Origin of the sequence: Krasilnikovia sp. MM14-A1004 (assembly GCF_047159485.1) — a bacterium.
Taxonomy (GTDB): Bacteria; Actinomycetota; Actinomycetes; order Mycobacteriales; family Micromonosporaceae; genus Actinoplanes.
The window spans coordinates 4,740,987-4,756,581 of the sequence record NZ_AP038773.1 but is presented as its reverse complement, the minus strand read 5'-3'; the positions used below and the strand labels follow the sequence as shown (position 1 = coordinate 4,756,581).

Below are 15,595 nucleotides of genomic sequence, written 5' to 3'. Positions count from 1 at the left end.
CATCGCCACCCGTACACGTCGTCCCCGCGACGGCCCGGCGCGTCCCCAGGGGACGGGGGCGGGCCTGGCGTGTCCTACGGGTGGCCGACCGGGGCGTGGTCGCGTCCGGTGCCGTCGGCGATCGCCACCGGCGCCGTGGCTGCGGCCGCGGCCTGCCGGCCGCGCTCGGCCAGCTGCGCCGCCATCGCCCACGCGTCGCGCAGGTCCCGGTCCCGGGCCGAGGCGCCCCGGCCGCCCGCGGTGTCCGCATGCACCGTGGCGAGCCCGAGCAGCCGCTGCAACGGTCCCTGTACCACCCGGACGCTCTGCAGCCGCGCGTACGGCACCAGCTGCAGCTCGTGGGTCAGCCATCCCCATCGGGTCACGAACGCGGTGGGCGACAGCCCCGCACCCAGGTAGCGCAGCGTGAAGGGGTGCAGCCACCGGGCCCGTGGCGGAGGCGCCGTCACCGGCAGCGCCAGCAGGTCCGCTCCGGGCAGCACCTCCCACACCACCGCCCGCGCGGTGGCCAGGTCACCCACCGGCATCAGCCGGTCCGACCGGTTGTCGTCGCGCTCCTGCGGGCCCGCGAACCCGGCCACGTCCAGACGCAGGTGCAGCCAGCGCTTCGCCCGCCACAGCAGCGGCCAGGTGGCGCTGACCGACTGCACCCGATGCAACGGGACGGTCTGGCTGCGCGTCTCCACCAGTCCGTGCTGGACGGCGAGGCGGCCGTCGGCGTCGCGGGCCAGCCGGAACGCCCAATCCCGCAGGATCCGCCGGACCGGCTGCAGCAAAACGCCGACCATCGCCGTGACCGTGCTGGCCACGCCGACGAACGTCCACGTGCCATCCAGGACGAACTGCATGGTCACGCCGGTGATGCCGATCGGCAGGAGCAGCGCCTGCGGGGTGAGCAGCTGGCTGACGATCAGGTCGGTGTTGTCGACCGCCACCAGCGGGCGCGCCGGGGCGGCTACCGTACGGTCCGGCGCCGGCGCGGACGACGGGGCGTGGCCCGCCAGGTCGAGCAGGCGTTCGCGCAGGGCCGCGGCGTCCCGGACGGTCAGGTACGCCAGTGGCGCCTCCGTCTTGCCGCCGCCGACCACTTCCAGCCGCAGCTCGGCCAGGCCGGTGAGCTGGGCCAGCAGCGGGCGGCGCAGCTCGACGGCCTGCAGGCGCTCCAGCGGGATGGCCCGGTTGCGCCGCCACAGCAGCCCGTCGGCGATGCGCAGCTCCCGCCCCACCACGTGGTAGCCGGTGTTGAGCCAGCTGATGACCGACAGGACCACCGCGCCGAGAGCCAGCACGGCCACCACGATGGCGAAGCGTTCCGGGCCCACCTGCGACAGGGTCTGCCAGCTCAGCGCGGCCACGATCACGGTGATCGACTTGGCGCCGTGCAGCAGCGGGCTGAGCGGGTGCAGCCTCCTGCGCGGCTCCTCCCGCGGGGGCGTCCCGCCCGGCGTCGCCTCGTTCACTAGCGGCGGACCGGCCGATGACGACCCGCTCGGCGGCGCCTCGTTCATCAGCGGCGAACCGGCCGCTGCCGGCGCGCCTGGCGGCGGCTGCGCGGCCTGCGGAGGTCGCGCCGGCTCGTCCGCCGGGGACGGCTCGGTCGGCAGGGACGCGTCGGCGGTGGTCACAGGCCCTCGGCCCGATCCTCGCCCAGCGCCGTGAGCCGGTCCCGCAGCCGGGCGGCCTCCTCGGGCGGCAGGCCGGGCACCCGGGCGTCGCTGGCGGCCGCCGCGGTGTGCAGCTGCACGGTGGCGAGGTGGAACGCCCGCTCCAGCGGACCGGCGGTGACATCGACGTACTGCATGCGGGAGTACGGGACGATGGACAGCCGGCGTACCAGCAGGCCGTGCCGGACGAGCAGGTCGTTCTCGCGTTCGGCGTATCCCCACGCCCGGACGGCGCGGACGGTGGTGACCGAGCGCCAGGCCGCGAACACCACGACGAGCGCCATGCCGGCCAGCCACCAGGGGCCCCCGATGAGCAGCCGGCCGGCGAGCAGGCCCGCCAGCAGCACCGCCGCGAAGGCACCACGGGAGATCAGTTCCACAGTGATCAGCCGGGGGGAGACCCGGCGCCAGGCGACCGTGTCGGGCCACGGCTCCAGCGGGTCGGTCCCGGGCGAGGACCCGGCGACCGGCGAGGCGACGGGCGCAGATCCGAGGACGGGCGAGGGTCCGGCGACGGGCGAGGGTCCGGCGACGGGCGAGGGTCCGGCGACGGGCGAGGGTTCGGCCACGCCTCTGAGCCTAGGAGATGGGCGCACCGGGCGGCGACGGTGCGACCTGTGCCGGGTACGGCTCCACCTCGCGCAGGAAACGGCGGGCGCTGAGGAAGTCACCCAGCGACTCCCGGTGCTCGGCGCAGGCCAGCCAGGTCTTGCGCCGTTGGGGCTCGTGCAGCTTGGGGTTGTTCCACCGCAGCTGCCAGGCCGCGGGCGCGCGGCAGCCCTTGGCGGAGCACTGGGGGGTCAGATCCTCGACCACGTCCGCCAGCCTACGCGGCTGAACCCCGGGGGCATCGGCGAGGAGACGGCCGCGGGCGCATGCGAAAGGAGATAGAGGAAGATGAGCGCCGGGCGACCACGGGGGAAGTCGCCCGGCGACGCGCTGAATGTTACACGCTCCCAGTCCCCCGCCGTCCAGCCCTGCGCGGTGCCCGATCCGGCGGATCGCGCAGAAAGATCGAATCGCGGGCGGCGTCGTCCGGCACTCGGGCGGGTAATGCCGCTCCGCCCGACGGTTTTCCGCATGGTCGTGTAAGTCTTGAGCGTCGGCACCCGCGCCGACGCGAACCGCTGTGGAGGACCGGTGGCCCAGCCGACCACGCCCGAGACCGAGACCAGCACCGATGCCGGGACCCCCGTACCGCCCGCGCACGACGCGACGCAGCTCGAACGGGCGATGTTCGAGGTCAAGCGGGTCATCGTGGGCCAGGACCGGATGGTCGAGCGGATGTTCGTCGCCCTGCTGGCGCGCGGGCACTGCCTGCTCGAAGGCGTACCCGGGGTGGCCAAGACCCTCGCCGTGGAGACCCTCGCGAAGGTTGTCGGGGGCAGCTTCTCCCGGGTCCAGTTCACCCCCGACCTGGTGCCCGCGGACATCATCGGCACCCGCATCTACCGGCAGTCCAGCGAGAAGTTCGACGTCGAACTCGGGCCGGTCTTCGTGAACTTCCTGCTGGCCGACGAGATCAACCGGGCGCCCGCCAAGGTGCAGTCCGCGTTGCTGGAGGTCATGGCCGAACACCAGGTCTCCATCGGCGGGCAGACCCACGAGGTGCCCGACCCGTTCCTGGTCATGGCGACCCAGAACCCGATCGAGCAGGAGGGCGTGTACCCGCTGCCCGAGGCGCAGCGCGACCGCTTCCTCATGAAGATCCTCGTCGGGTATCCGACCGATGCCGAGGAGCGCGAGATCGTCTACCGGATGGGGGTGCGCGCGCCCGAGCCCAAACCGGTGTTCACCCCGGCCGACCTGCTGGCCCTGCAGGGCCGCGCCGACCAGGTGTTCGTGCACAACGCGCTGGTGGACTACGCCGTCCGGCTGGTGCTGGCCACCCGCGCGCCGGCCCAGCACGGGATGCCGGACGTCGCCCAGCTCATCCAGTACGGCGCCAGCCCGCGCGCCTCGCTCGGCATCGTCCGGGCCACCCGGGCCCTCGCCCTGCTGCGCGGCCGCGACTACGCCCTGCCCCAGGACCTGCAGGACATCGCCCCGGACATCCTGCGGCACCGGCTCGTGCTCAGCTACGACGCGCTCGCCGACGACATCCCGGCCGACCACATCGTCGCCCGGATCATGCAGAGCGTGCCGGTGCCGTCGGTGGCGTCGCGCCAGGGCGCCCCCGCGAACGGCCAGCCCGTGCCGACCAGCGGTGTGCCGGGTGGCGGCTTCGAGGTCCCGGCGCACCCGCACCACCCGGCTGCCTGGCCGGGGCAGCCGTGAGCCGGGCGCCGCGGCCCGGAACCGCTCCGGTGGTGCCGACCGTCCCTTCGTCGCCGCGGCCCCCGGCGGCGGATCTGCACGCGCCGTCGCCGTCGCGGCCACCGGCGGCCCTGTACGCCTCGGAGGCGCCGTGACCCGGGCAGGGACCGCACCGCCCGGGGCCGACCAAGGCACCGCGCGGGCCGAGGCCGTCCTGTCGCGCCTGCAACTGCTGGTCACCCGCAAGCTCGACGGCCTGCTCCAGGGCGACTACGCGGGCCTGCTGCCCGGCCCCGGCAGCGAGGCGGGGGAGTCCCGCGAGTACCGCCCCGGCGACGACGTACGCCGGATGGACTGGCCGGTGACCGCCCGCACCACCACCCCGCACGTGCGCCGTACGGTCGCCGACCGGGAGCTGGAGACCTGGCTGGCGGTCGACCTGTCGGCCAGCGTCGACTTCGGCACCGCCCGCTGGCTCAAACGCGACCTGGTGATCGCCGCGGCCGCCGCGATGGCCCACCTCACCGTCCGGGGCGGCAACCGGATCGGCGCGGTCGTCGGCACCGGCTCGGGCGTCCCGGTGTCCGCGTCGCGCGGGTGGCGGCGCCGTCGTGACTCCGCACCGACGGCCGAGGCGACACCGCCGTCGATGGTGCGGCTGCCCGCCCGGCCGGGGCGCAAGGAGGCGCAGGGGCTGCTGCGGGCGATCGCCCGTACCCGGATCCGGCCCGGCCGGGCCGACCTGGGTGCCCTGGTCGACATGCTGAACCGGCCACCGCGCCGCCGCGGGGTGGCCGTGGTGATCTCCGACTTCCTCACCCCGGTCGAGGGTTGGGCCCGCCCGGTCCGCAAGCTGGGGGTACGCCACGACGTGCTGGCCATCGAGGTTGTCGACCCGCGCGAACTGGAGCTGCCCGACGTCGGCGTGCTCACCCTCGCCGACCCGGAGACCGGGGCCCTGCACGAGGTGCAGACCGCCGACCCGGCGCTGCGCCGCCGCTACGCCGAGGCGGCCGGGGAACAGCGGGCCGTGATCGCCCGCGCCCTGCGCGCCGCCGGAGCCGCCCACCTGCGCCTGCGCACCGACACGGACTGGCTGCTGGACATGGTCCGCTTCGTCGCCGCCCAACGACACGCTCGCACCAGGGGGACCACCCGATGATCCGTTTCCTGGCACCCTGGTGGCTGCTGGCCTGGCTGCCCGTCCTCGTGGTCGCCGGCGTGTACGTGTGGCGCCAGTTCCGGCAGCGCTCGTACGCGATCCGGTTCACCAACGTCGACCTGCTGCGTACGCTCGCCCCCAAGGGTCTGGGCTGGCGCCGGCATGCGGCCGCGGCGGCGTTCCTGCTCAGCCTGGTCGCGCTGGCCTCCGCGATGGCCCGGCCGTCGGTGGACCGCAAGGAGCCGCTGGAGCGGGCCACAGTCATGCTGGCGATCGACGTGTCGCTGTCCATGCAGGCCGACGACGTGGCGCCGACCCGGATCCAGGCCGCCCAGGAGGCGGCGAAGGCGTTCGTCGACGAGCTGCCGCTCACCTACAACCTGGGGCTGGTGTCGTTCGCGAAGTCGGCCAACGTGCTGGTGCCGCCGACCAAGGACCGCGCCGCGGTGCTGGCGGGCATCGACGGGCTGACCCTGGCCGAGGCCACCGCGACCGGCGAGGCCGTCTTCACCTCGCTGGACGCGATCCGGTCCGTGCCCGCCGACGGCGCCGACGGCGCACCGCCGGCCCGGATCGTGCTGCTCTCCGACGGCTACCGCACGTCGGGCCGCTCCATCGAGGACGCGGCCGCCGCGGCCTCGTCCGCGAACGTCCCGGTCTCCACGATCGCTTTCGGTACGGACACCGGCGTCGTGGACATCCGCGGCCAGTTGCAGCGGGTGCCGGTGGACCGGCTGTCGTTGCAGCAGCTCGCCGAGACGACAAAGGGCTACTTCTACGAGGCCGCCTCGGTCGGCGAGCTGAAGCAGGTGTACGAGGACATGGGCTCCTCCATCGGCCACCGGATCGAGCCACGGGAGGTCACCCAGTGGTACGCCGGGGCGGCCCTGCTGTTCGGCCTCGTGGCCGCGGGCCTGAGTCTGCTGTGGACGTCCCGGCTGCCCTGACGGCTGCGGTCAGGGTGTGCTGTGCACCAGCACGAACAGGACGACGACCCAGACGGTGGCGATGGTGAAGCCGAGAGGCGCGACGAAACGGCTCATCTGCGGAAACCTCCGGAAGTGAAGACCGGCGGGGACTGCGCACACGTCACGTCGCGGCCGGCACCGCTCCCCGGTGGTCGCGGCGCGCACGACCGGACCCGCAGCCGATCATGCGGCGTGCGGGTGGGGAGGGCGGGAGGGGTGTCAGCCCCGGGCGGGCTGACGACCGGCCCGGCCGCGACTGGGAGGATCGCTATCTCGCACAGCGATCACCTCCGTCGGTCGCGTGCCACGAGTCGTGGCGGTCTTCGGGCCGTCCGTGAGCGTACCTCTTAAGCGCGACATAAGGAAAATGGGAGCGTGCCGGGCGTGGCGCGAACCACCGGCTAGTCTCCACATGATCCCCGCAGCAGAAGGAGTACGCGTGCCACGCACCGTGTTGGTCACCGGAGGCAACCGCGGCATCGGCCTGGCCATCGCGCAGGAGTTCGCCAAGCAGGGCGACCGGGTCGCGGTCACCCACCGCGGCAGCGGCGCACCCGAGGGGCTGTTCGGTGTCGAGTGCGACATCACCGACGGCGCCGCGGTCGACGCCGCGTTCACCGCGGTCGAGGCGGAGCTGGGCCCGGTCGAGGTGCTGGTGGCCAACGCCGGTATCACCGACGACACCCTGCTGCTGCGCATGTCGGAGGAGCAGTTCACCCGGGTCGTCGACACCAACCTGACCGGCGCGTTCCGGTGCGCCAAGCGGGCCAGCGCCAAGATGCTGCGCGCCAAGTGGGGCCGGATCATCTTCATCTCCTCCGTCGTCGGCCTGTACGGCGGCCCCGGCCAGGTCAACTACGCCGCCAGCAAGGCCGGGCTGGTCGGCATGGCCCGCTCCATCACCCGCGAGCTGGGCAGCCGCAACATCACCGCGAACGTGGTCGCCCCCGGTTTCATCGAGACCGACATGACCGACGCCTTGCCCGAGGCCCGCAAGGCGGAGATCATCAACGCCGTCCCGGCCGGGCGGCTCGCCCAGGCCGGCGAGGTCGCCGCCGCGGTGACCTGGCTGGCCGGCGACTCCTCGGCGTACATCTCGGGCGCCGTGATCCCGGTCGACGGCGGCCTCGGCATGGGTCACTGACCCGTTCCACCTACTCAGGAGAGACCCGTGTCTGCACTGCTCGCCGGCAAGCGCCTGCTCATCACCGGCATCATCACCGACGCCTCCATCGCGTTCTCGGTGGCGAAGCTGGCACAGGAGAACGGCGCCACGGTCGTGCTCACCGGCTTCGGCCGGCTGTCGCTGGTCGAGCGGATCGCCAAGCGGCTGCCCGAACCGGCGCCCGTCATCGAGCTGGACGTGACAAACGCCGAGCACCTCGCCGGGCTGGCCGACAAGGTGCGCGAGCACGTCGACGGCCTCGACGGGGTGGTGCACTCGATCGGGTTCGCGCCGCAGAGCTGCCTCGGCGGCGGCTTCCTCGACGCGCCGTGGGAGGACGTGGCGACCGCGGTGCAGGTCTCCACGTACTCATACAAGTCCCTGGCCACGGCGTGCCTGCCGCTGATGGGCCGCGGCGGCAGCGTGGTCGGCCTGACCTTCGACGCCACCAAGGCGTGGCCGGTCTACGACTGGATGGGCGTCGCCAAGGCCGGGCTGGAGTCCGCCTCCCGCTACCTGGCGCTGCACCTGGGCGAGCAGGGCATCCGCAGCAACCTGGTGTCGGCCGGGCCGCTGCGCACGATGGCCGCCAAGTCGATCCCCGGCTTCGAGCAGTTCGAAGAGGCCTGGGCGGAGCGGGCCCCGCTCGGCTGGGATTTGCAGGACCAGGAGCCCGCCGCCCGCGCCGTGTGCGCGCTGCTGTCCGACTGGTTCCCCGCCACCACCGGTGAGATCGTGCACGTCGACGGCGGCTACCACGCCCTGGGGGCCTGAGGCCGACCTCACGTGGGCGGGCCCGGCGCGCTCGGGAAGGATGGTCACCGTGGGGTACGACGCTTTCCTGCTGATGTCCTTCGGCGGCCCGGAACACCGCGACGACGTCATGCCGTTCCTGCGCAACGTGACGCGCGGGCGCGGCGTGCCCGAGGAGCGGCTCGCCGAGGTGGCCGAGCACTACTACCACTTCGGCGGGGTGTCGCCGATCAACCAGCAGTGCCGTGACCTGCTGGCCGCGATCGACGCCGACTTCGCCGCGCACGGGGTCGGGCTGCCGACGTACTGGGGCAACCGCAACTGGCAGCCGATGCTGGCCGACACCGTGGCGCGGATGCGCGACGACGGGGTCACGTCTGCGCTCGGCTTCGCCACCAGCGCGTACGGCGGGTACTCGTCGTGCAAGCAGTACTGGGAGGACATCGCCGCCGCCCGCGCGAAGGTCGGTCCCGGCGCCCCCCGGATCGCCAAGCTGCGCCACTTCCACGACCACCCCGGCTTCGTGCGGCCGCACGCTTCCGCCGTACGTGAATCCTTGGCCGGGCTGGACCCGGCCCGCCGGAGCAGCACCCGGCTGGTGTTCACCGCGCACTCGATCCCGGTGAGCATGGCCGCCACGGCCGGGCCGGACGGCGGCCGCTACACCGCCCAGCTGCACGAGACCGCCGCCCTCGTGCATGCCGAGGCCGCCCCCGACCTGCCGTGGGACCTGGTCTGGCAGAGCCGGTCCGGCCCGCCGCAGGTGCCGTGGCTGGAGCCGGACGTCAACGACCACCTGCGGGCGCTGGCCGACAAGGGGGTCACCGACGTCGTGGTCAGCCCGATCGGCTTCGTCTCCGACCACCTCGAAGTGGTGTGGGACCTGGACAACGAGGCCGCCGCGACCGCCCGGGAACTCGGCCTCGGATACGCCCGCGCGGCCACCCCCGGCACCGATTCCCGGTTCGTGGCGATGGTCCGGGAGCTGGTACTGGAGCGGACCGAGCAATCCGCACCGGCGCGGCTCGGTACGCTCCCGGTTTGGGACGTGTGCCCCGAGAACTGCTGCCCGCCTCCACCGCGACGAGGAGCGTCATGAGCGAGCGCAAGGCCATCGAGAGCTGGCTCACCGACATGGACGGCGTCCTCGTGCACGAGGGGGTGCCCGTCCCCGGCGCACCCGAGTTCGTGGCGAAGATGCAGCAGTCCGGCAAGCCGTTCCTGATCCTCACGAACAACTCCATCTACACCCCGCGCGACCTGCAGGCCCGGCTCAGCCGCATGGGCATCGAGGTGCCCGAGCAGTCCATCTGGACCTCTGCCCTGGCCACCGCCCAGTTCCTCGCCGACCAGCGCCCCGACGGCACCGCGTACGTGATCGGCGAGGCAGGGCTCACCACCGCGCTGCACGCCGTCGGGTACGTGCTGACCGACTACGCCCCCGACTACGTGGTGCTCGGCGAGACCCGGACGTACAGCTTCGAGGCCATCACCAAGGCGATCCGGCTGATCAACGGCGGGGCCCGGTTCATCTGCACCAATCCCGACGTGACTGGCCCGTCGAACGAGGGCGACCTGCCCGCCGCCGGGTCCGTCGCGGCGATGATCTCCAAGGCCACCGGGGTCGATCCGTACTTCGTGGGCAAGCCCAACCCGATGATGATGCGGTCGGCGCTCAACACCATCGAGGCCCATTCGGAGAGTACGGCGATGATCGGCGACCGGATGGACACCGACGTGCTGTGCGGGCTGGAGGCAGGGCTGCAGACAATCCTCGTGCTCACCGGGATCAGTACGCGCGCCGAGACCGAGCGGTACCCGTACCGGCCGTCCCGCATCGTCGACAGCGTCGCGGACCTCATCGACGAACTCTGACCGGCGGCGGGTGGGCCCGTGCGACCCCCTTCGGGGCCTCGCGGGGGCCATGGCATCGGCTATCATCCCGCCACACGGGGAGGGTTGCCAATGAGCCAGTTGCCGGAGGATCTGCTGCGGTCGTTCGAGTTGCGGGCGGCTGAGCATGCCGAGCGGGCGCAGTTGCTGAGCCGGAGGTTGGAGCAGAATTCCGTCACGGCGCAGTCCAGGGGCGGCGAAGTGCAGGTCACCGTCGACTCGACGGGCGGGCTTTCCGGGCTGCAGTTCGGTTCTGCCGCGCGTGATCTTGAGCTGGACCGCTTGGCCGAGTTGGTTCTGGCGACTTCCCGTCAGGCGCAGGCCAAGCTGGCGGAATCAATGGGTGAACTCGTGTCGGATCTCTACGGGCAGGGTTCACCGACTGCCACCTTTGTCACGCAAACCTATGCGCAACGATTCCCTGTTCAGGACGACGATCTCGGGGAGGACGTGCGATGACACAGCCTGATATCAGGCTTTCGAGCGAGTCGGTTCGCAAGCACGCCCTTGCCGTCGACGAGTTGGGCCACATGATTGATGAGGGGCTTGCCGGTGCGGTCCATGTGCAGGCCAGCGCGGCGTCCTACGGCGTGCTCGTCGGTGGCCTCTTCACGTCCATCTTGAACCCGTTTCAGGACAACGCTGTCGGTGAGCTGAAGAACGCGGTGTCAACCAGCCAGCGACTGGCCGACACGCTCCGGGCGGTGGCCGCCGACTTCGACGCCAGCGACGCCGACGCTGCCCGCCGCCTCGGAGGTTGATGATGACCGACGCCTTTACCAGGGCCAGTGTCGTCGCTCCCGAAGCCTCCACCAGTTGGTATGAGGGTGCCGGGATTCTTGAATCCGTCATGGGGACCGTCGACGGCTTCAGCAACGGTGACTATCTCGGCATGGGTGGCAACCTGCTGTCCACAGGGTTGTCTGCTATTGGAATGATCATGGACCCGTTCCAGGCGATCTTTGCGGCCGGCGTGGGATGGCTCATGGAGCACGTGTCGTTCCTGCGCGAACCTCTGGATTGGTTGTGTGGCGATCCCAAGGAGATCGAGGGACACGCCAATACCTGGCGGAACATCGGAGCGCGCGTCGACTTCGCCGCAACCTACTATGCCGACGAGGTCAAGCGCTCGACAATCGACTGGACCACGTTGGCTGCGGACGCCTACCGATCTCGGGCAAGCCGGCACGTCGAGGATGTCCAGGCGCTTGGTGCGATCAGCGAAGGCATGGCCAAGATGACGCTGGTTGCGGGCGCTCTCATCGGCGTCGTTCGCAACACGGTGCGCGATCTTATTGCCGAGGTTGTCGGTGCTGCCGTCTCGAAAGCGCTTCAGGCGCTACTTGTGGTCACAATTCCCAAGGTGGTCGCCGAGGTCGGCATCCTTGTGGCGGAGTGCTCCACCAAGATCATGAACATGTTGAAGCGACTGACCGACGCCGTGGCCAGACTGACGGGTGATATCAAGATCCTCGGCGGGCTCTTGGAGCGAATCTCGAAGTCGCTTCAACACGGAACTGATGCGGCGCTCATCAATGGCGCCTACCGAGCGCAGGCCGGCGGCGAGATGATGGAGCGCGGCCCGGTCTCCGGGCTCCGTGACGGTTGGGCGGCATACAAGGATGCCTATCAAACGCTCGCCAAGGGGCACAGCGCTGCGCACGGCACGACGGATCAGATCGTCGACGAGACCCTGAAATCGGCCTCGATCAACAACAGCCTGCAAAACGGCGGCGCCACCGGCGACAAACTTCCAGATCCCGCATCCGACACACCCATCAAGCTCCCGCTGTGAAGAAGGGCCACCCGTTGTGAGCGATGACCGTGAGCGTATGCGGAAGTTGCAGCAACGCCTCGACAAGATCAAGGACAACAACCAGGCTGCCGATGCGCTGGCCGGTCGTCGGAGTGAGGTCAAGCCTGAGTCAGCCTCGCCAGTGGCGCCGGAGCGGTCCAGAGGGCGGCGTCGCGGATGGCTGATCGTGTTGGGAATGGTCGTGTTCGGGTTCGTCTTCGGTGAGCTCGCGCTGACCGTGCAAGGGTGGTCCGGCCCCGACTTCAGCGATGCCCGGCGCGTCGGCAAGGCCACTGTCGTCTCCTGTGAGCGGCGAGGGCCCATCGGGTGGGGTATCGGGTATTGGGATCAATGCACGGCCGACGTGGTCTGGGACGGTGGCTTCTCCGGGCGTTACGCCATTGATCGCCGCAACTTCTTTCATGCCGACGAGGTGGGCACCACGGTCACCATCGGTGAAGGCGCCGGCTCCCGCGGCGGCGGTGTCGTCTTCTCAAGACCCGAATTGCCGCATCGTCCAGCCGTCGTGGCGCTCGGCTGGGGCCTGGCGGTCATCGCGTCGATTCCCATTCTCCTGCTGCTCGGCGGGACTTTCGTCGCTGCACGCGACGCCATTCGAGGCGTCTCCAAGCGGTGACCCAGCGCCCGGATGCACCCGGCATCGCGCTGGGTTGCCTCAACTCCACGACTTCCAGACACCCGAGCAGTGGGACACTGTCGTCGTGGCCTACGACGAGGATCTCGCCAGCCGCATCCGCGAGGTGGTGCAGGGCGAACCGGGCCTGACCGAGAAGCAAATGTTCGGCGGGCTGGCGTTCCTGATCAACGGCAACCTGGCGGTGAGTGCCAGCGGCCAGGGCGGCATGCTGCTCGGGGTCGACCCGGCTGACACCCCGGCGCTCGTGCAACGCCCCGAGGCGAGCCGATTCGAGATGCGCGGACGCGAGATGGATGGATGGCTGCGTGTCGACACGGCCGCTCTGGCGACGAAACGCCAGCTGGAGGCATGGGTGTCCCGGGGCGTCAGCTACGCCCGATCGCTGCCTGCCAAGTGACGTCACCCGCTGCAGCGGCGCATGCAGGATCGCGAAGCGCCGCGACTCGCTGCCACTTGACTCCACCGTCAGCCTTGGCCTGCCGGACGCTCTATCGTGCGACCGATGGAATCCAATCAGGATGTTCAGATCACTGAGCGTCCTCCGCCGGCCTCCCGCGGGACGCTCGTGCTGTCGGACGTCCTTCTCGGCCGGTCGGAGAGCGCCGCCATCGTTCTGCGATCAATGGTCGGCTATGACGAAGGCGTCAAGATCGAAACGGAGTTCCTCCTGCGTCATCCCGGCCCCGGAAGGAGGCCGCTCCGCGGCGCCACGGATCCGCAGCGGGCTGATCCGGCGATCTCATTCGGGTCGGGAGAACCGGGCGACTTCCGCTCGCTCACCTGGAACATCGACGACAAAACCCTCAGCGTCTGGACACTCGGCGCCGACGAAGCCCATTCCCGCCTCACGATCAGGACGTGGATCGCGCCGCCGCCCGACGAACTCGTCATCGGTGTGCGTTGGCTTTCCGAAGACATTCCGGCCACACACCGGCGGGTCGATTGTCGCCACCCTGAAGGAAGCTGGTCCGCCCCACTCTGGCCGGACAGGTCGGAACCGAATCCGGCCTAGGCGGGCGGCGAACGGGCGCCTCGGCGGATGCCCCTCGCCACGTCGGCGTCAGAACTCGGCGGCGATCTCGGCGAAGTACGTCTCGACGACCTGGGTGTGCAGGTCGAAGCCGAGGGCCTCGGGCGCGTCGAGGACCCGCCAGCCGCGTGACTCCGTGTTCGCGAGGCTCTGCGGCAGCGCGTCCGTCGAGGCGAGTGCCGGGAGCAGCCCGAAGATCAGCAGGGTGCCGTCCGGGGCGCTGAGCACGTCGAACAGCCGTACCGTCTTGGCCTCGACGTCCAGGCCCACCTCCTCGCGCATCTCGCGTACGGTCGCCTCCTGCCAGGTCTCGCCGCGCTCGATGAAGCCGCCCGGCAGGGCCAGCAGGTCCTCGGCCGGGGGAATGGCCCGCCGGACGGTCAGCAGGCCCAGGCCGACCGGCTGGAGCGCGACCGCGACCGGCAGCGGGTTCAGGTAGCTGGTCTCACCGCAGGCGGCGCAGCGCCGCGGCCAGGGCTGCCCGGGGGTGAACCGGGCGCCGCAGAACGTGCAGTGGGCGTAGCGGTCCTGCATGTCCGGCTCAGGGATGCAGCGGCGAGTTGCAGGCCGCGACCAGTGCCTGCCGGCAGGCCGTGGTGAGCGGGCGCAACGCGGCATCGCGCTGCTGGGCCTCGAAACCGTTGACCGCGCCGCCGGGGGCACTGTGTTCGGCGAGCACGAGCACCTGGTCGAGGACGCTGGCCCGGGCGAACAGCCGCCGCGAGCGCGGGTCGAAGCCCGGAGGCAGGGTGGCGGTGCTCTCCGGCCGGCGTAACGCCTGCAGGGCCCCGGCCAGCTCGGGCCGCCAGTGGGCGACGTCGAGGCGGGTCAGCTGCGCGGTCGCCTCGGTCAGCGCGGCCGTCAGCTCCGCCTCGGCCTCGGCGGCGGCCATCTGGAAACCGGGCCGGAAACCGGACGCGGGCACCGGGTGAAAGCGCCACAGCACCGTCTCGAAGGTCACCCCGGAGCCGGACGTGTGGCGGCGTACCTCCGGCACCACGCCGAAGTCGGGGGTCATCACGGCCTCGCCCGCCAGCAGCGCGGCACCGGTCAGCTCGCCCGGCCCGGGCAGGCCGCGCGGGTCGCCGGGCGCCGGGAGCACCAGCCGGATGTCGTCGGGGTGCAGCTTGGCGAGGGCGGGCAGCGCGGCGGACAGCGACACGTCGGTCCAGGTGCCGGGGGCGTCCGCGACCAGGTGCTCCTCGCCGGCGGCGATTTCGTCGGCCAGTTCGTCGAACGGTACGAGGCCGGCGCGCCAGGCGCGCACCCAGGCCACGAACCGGGTCGAGCGGCGCACCGTCAGTGTCGCCGCATCAGCTGCGGGGGACATGCGAGCAAGGGTACGTGCCGTTCGCCGGGGTTGTCTCGGCCGGAGCGTCGGCGGGGGTTACCCGCTCGGGGGAGTTACCGTGCGGGTCATGTATGGGGAGGATGTGCTCGCCGGGAACTGGCGTAGGCGCAGGGTGGTGCCCGTCGTCGACGCCGAACGTGACCTGGTGGTGGAGGACGTGGACTCCGGGTTCTGCGGCGCCGTGGTCGGCTTCGAGCTGGGCGCCGTGGTGCTGGAGGACCGCAAGGGGCGCCGCCGCAACTTCCCGCTCGACCCGGCGGCGTTCCTGCTGGAGGGCAAGGTCGTGACGCTGCGCCGCCCGGCGGCCGGGGCCGTGCCCGCGCAACCGCGGCGGACCGCGTCCGGCTCCGTCGCGGTCGACGGGGTACGCGCGCAGGTCGCCAGGGCCAGCCGGATCTGGGTCGAGGGGATCCACGATGCCGCCCTGGTGGAGCGGATCTGGGGCGACGACCTGCGCATCGAGGGTGTGGTGGTGCAGCCGCTGGACGGCGTCGACGAGCTGCCCGCGGCCGTGCGCGACTTCGCACCCGGCCCCCGGCGCAAGCTGGGGGTGCTGGTCGACCATCTGGTGCCCGGCTCCAAGGAGAGCCGTATCGTCGCCGCGGTCACCTCGCCGTACGTGCTGGTCACCGGGCATCCGTACGTGGACGTGTGGCAGGCGGTCAAGCCGGAGCGGGTGGGTTTGCGCGCCTGGCCGGTCGTGCCGCCCGGGCGGCCGTGGAAGGAGGGCGTCTGCGCCGCGGTCGGGGTCGCCGATCCGGCGGCGATGTGGCGCCGGATCCTCGCCGGGGTGAACAGCTACAAGGACGTCGAGACGCCGCTGGTCAACGCGATGGAGCGGCTCATCGACTTCGTCACGGTGCTCGACGACCCATCGGTGCTCGACGACCCGGCGTAGCG

19 protein-coding genes are annotated in these 15,595 nt (G+C 71.5%); 14 read left to right on the top strand and 5 right to left on the bottom strand.

The annotated features are described in order from the left end of the window. Positions 1-74 precede the first annotated feature (74 nt). From ACMCNN_RS20270 to ACMCNN_RS20260, 3 genes are read right to left on the bottom strand one after another with little or no spacing between them, the layout of a single operon-like run. On the bottom strand, positions 75-1,625 hold the full coding sequence (locus ACMCNN_RS20270; protein WP_412742093.1) for a PH domain-containing protein: 1,551 nt from the start codon (positions 1,623-1,625) through the stop codon (positions 75-77). Beyond that, positions 1,622-2,233: a PH domain-containing protein gene (locus ACMCNN_RS20265; RefSeq protein WP_412742092.1), complete on the bottom strand. Its 612-nt coding sequence runs from the start codon at positions 2,231-2,233 to the stop codon at positions 1,622-1,624. Before ACMCNN_RS20265 ends, ACMCNN_RS20270 begins: the two co-directional genes overlap by 4 nt. Positions 2,234-2,243: 10 nt before the next feature. Then, positions 2,244-2,480 (bottom strand): hypothetical protein, encoded by a 237-nt coding sequence (locus ACMCNN_RS20260; RefSeq protein WP_412742091.1) that lies wholly within the window; start codon positions 2,478-2,480, stop codon positions 2,244-2,246. 324 nt (positions 2,481-2,804) lie between these two features. Between ACMCNN_RS20260 and ACMCNN_RS20255 the strand changes: the two genes are divergently transcribed. From ACMCNN_RS20255 to ACMCNN_RS20195, 13 genes are all read left to right on the top strand, one after another. Beyond that, entirely contained in the window at positions 2,805-3,941 is a 1,137-nt protein-coding gene (locus ACMCNN_RS20255) for an AAA family ATPase (RefSeq protein WP_412742090.1), read from the top strand. Between the two features lie 130 nt (positions 3,942-4,071). Next, complete coding sequence (locus tag ACMCNN_RS20250) at positions 4,072-5,082, top strand: DUF58 domain-containing protein (RefSeq protein ID WP_412742089.1); 1,011 nt, start codon at positions 4,072-4,074, stop codon at positions 5,080-5,082. Next, a complete protein-coding gene (locus tag ACMCNN_RS20245; RefSeq protein ID WP_412742088.1) occupies positions 5,079-6,029 on the top strand; it encodes a VWA domain-containing protein in 951 nt (316 codons plus the stop codon). The genes ACMCNN_RS20250 and ACMCNN_RS20245 overlap by 4 nt, the downstream gene beginning before the upstream one ends. Before the next feature lie 460 nt (positions 6,030-6,489). Beyond that, positions 6,490-7,194: a 3-oxoacyl-ACP reductase FabG gene (gene fabG, locus ACMCNN_RS20240; RefSeq protein WP_412742087.1), complete on the top strand. Its 705-nt coding sequence runs from the start codon at positions 6,490-6,492 to the stop codon at positions 7,192-7,194. Between the two features lie 27 nt (positions 7,195-7,221). Then, a complete protein-coding gene (gene fabI, locus ACMCNN_RS20235) occupies positions 7,222-7,989 on the top strand; it encodes an enoyl-ACP reductase FabI (RefSeq protein WP_412742086.1) in 768 nt (255 codons plus the stop codon). 49 nt (positions 7,990-8,038) lie between these two features. Continuing rightward, a complete protein-coding gene (locus ACMCNN_RS20230; protein WP_412742085.1) occupies positions 8,039-9,067 on the top strand; it encodes a ferrochelatase in 1,029 nt (342 codons plus the stop codon). Then, positions 9,064-9,843 carry an HAD-IIA family hydrolase gene (locus ACMCNN_RS20225; RefSeq protein ID WP_412742084.1) on the top strand — a complete coding sequence of 260 codons (780 nt, stop codon included), beginning with the start codon at positions 9,064-9,066 and terminating at the stop codon, positions 9,841-9,843. The genes ACMCNN_RS20230 and ACMCNN_RS20225 overlap by 4 nt, the downstream gene beginning before the upstream one ends. A gap of 90 nt (positions 9,844-9,933) precedes the next feature. Further along, positions 9,934-10,320 (top strand): YbaB/EbfC family nucleoid-associated protein, encoded by a 387-nt coding sequence (locus ACMCNN_RS20220; RefSeq protein ID WP_412742083.1) that lies wholly within the window; start codon positions 9,934-9,936, stop codon positions 10,318-10,320. Beyond that, positions 10,317-10,622 carry a type VII secretion target gene (locus ACMCNN_RS20215; RefSeq protein WP_412742082.1) on the top strand — a complete coding sequence of 102 codons (306 nt, stop codon included), beginning with the start codon at positions 10,317-10,319 and terminating at the stop codon, positions 10,620-10,622. The genes ACMCNN_RS20220 and ACMCNN_RS20215 overlap by 4 nt, the downstream gene beginning before the upstream one ends. Continuing rightward, complete coding sequence (locus tag ACMCNN_RS20210) at positions 10,622-11,656, top strand: hypothetical protein (protein WP_412742081.1); 1,035 nt, start codon at positions 10,622-10,624, stop codon at positions 11,654-11,656. The genes ACMCNN_RS20215 and ACMCNN_RS20210 overlap by 1 nt, the downstream gene beginning before the upstream one ends. Positions 11,657-11,693: 37 nt before the next feature. Beyond that, positions 11,694-12,293 (top strand): DUF6346 domain-containing protein, encoded by a 600-nt coding sequence (locus tag ACMCNN_RS20205; protein ID WP_412742080.1) that lies wholly within the window; start codon positions 11,694-11,696, stop codon positions 12,291-12,293. An 85-nt stretch (positions 12,294-12,378) separates the two neighbouring features. Then, a complete protein-coding gene (locus ACMCNN_RS20200; protein WP_412742079.1) occupies positions 12,379-12,711 on the top strand; it encodes a TfoX/Sxy family protein in 333 nt (110 codons plus the stop codon). Positions 12,712-12,816: 105 nt separating this feature from the next. Next, positions 12,817-13,326, top strand: a complete 510-nt coding sequence (locus ACMCNN_RS20195; RefSeq protein WP_412742078.1) for a hypothetical protein — start codon at positions 12,817-12,819, stop codon at positions 13,324-13,326. Between the two features lie 48 nt (positions 13,327-13,374). Here ACMCNN_RS20195 and ACMCNN_RS20190 read toward each other — a convergent pair whose 3' ends face one another. Both ACMCNN_RS20190 and ACMCNN_RS20185 read right to left on the bottom strand, forming a co-directional pair. Then, positions 13,375-13,878: an NUDIX domain-containing protein gene (locus ACMCNN_RS20190; protein ID WP_412742077.1), complete on the bottom strand. Its 504-nt coding sequence runs from the start codon at positions 13,876-13,878 to the stop codon at positions 13,375-13,377. 7 nt (positions 13,879-13,885) lie between these two features. Further along, complete coding sequence (locus ACMCNN_RS20185) at positions 13,886-14,674, bottom strand: hypothetical protein (protein WP_412742076.1); 789 nt, start codon at positions 14,672-14,674, stop codon at positions 13,886-13,888. Between the two features lie 88 nt (positions 14,675-14,762). On the opposite strand from ACMCNN_RS20185, the gene ACMCNN_RS20180 reads away from it, so the two are divergent. Beyond that, the gene (locus ACMCNN_RS20180) at positions 14,763-15,593 is read left to right on the top strand and encodes a DUF3097 domain-containing protein (RefSeq protein ID WP_412742075.1); all 831 of its coding nucleotides are present in this window, start codon (positions 14,763-14,765) and stop codon (positions 15,591-15,593) included. Positions 15,594-15,595 lie beyond the last annotated feature (2 nt).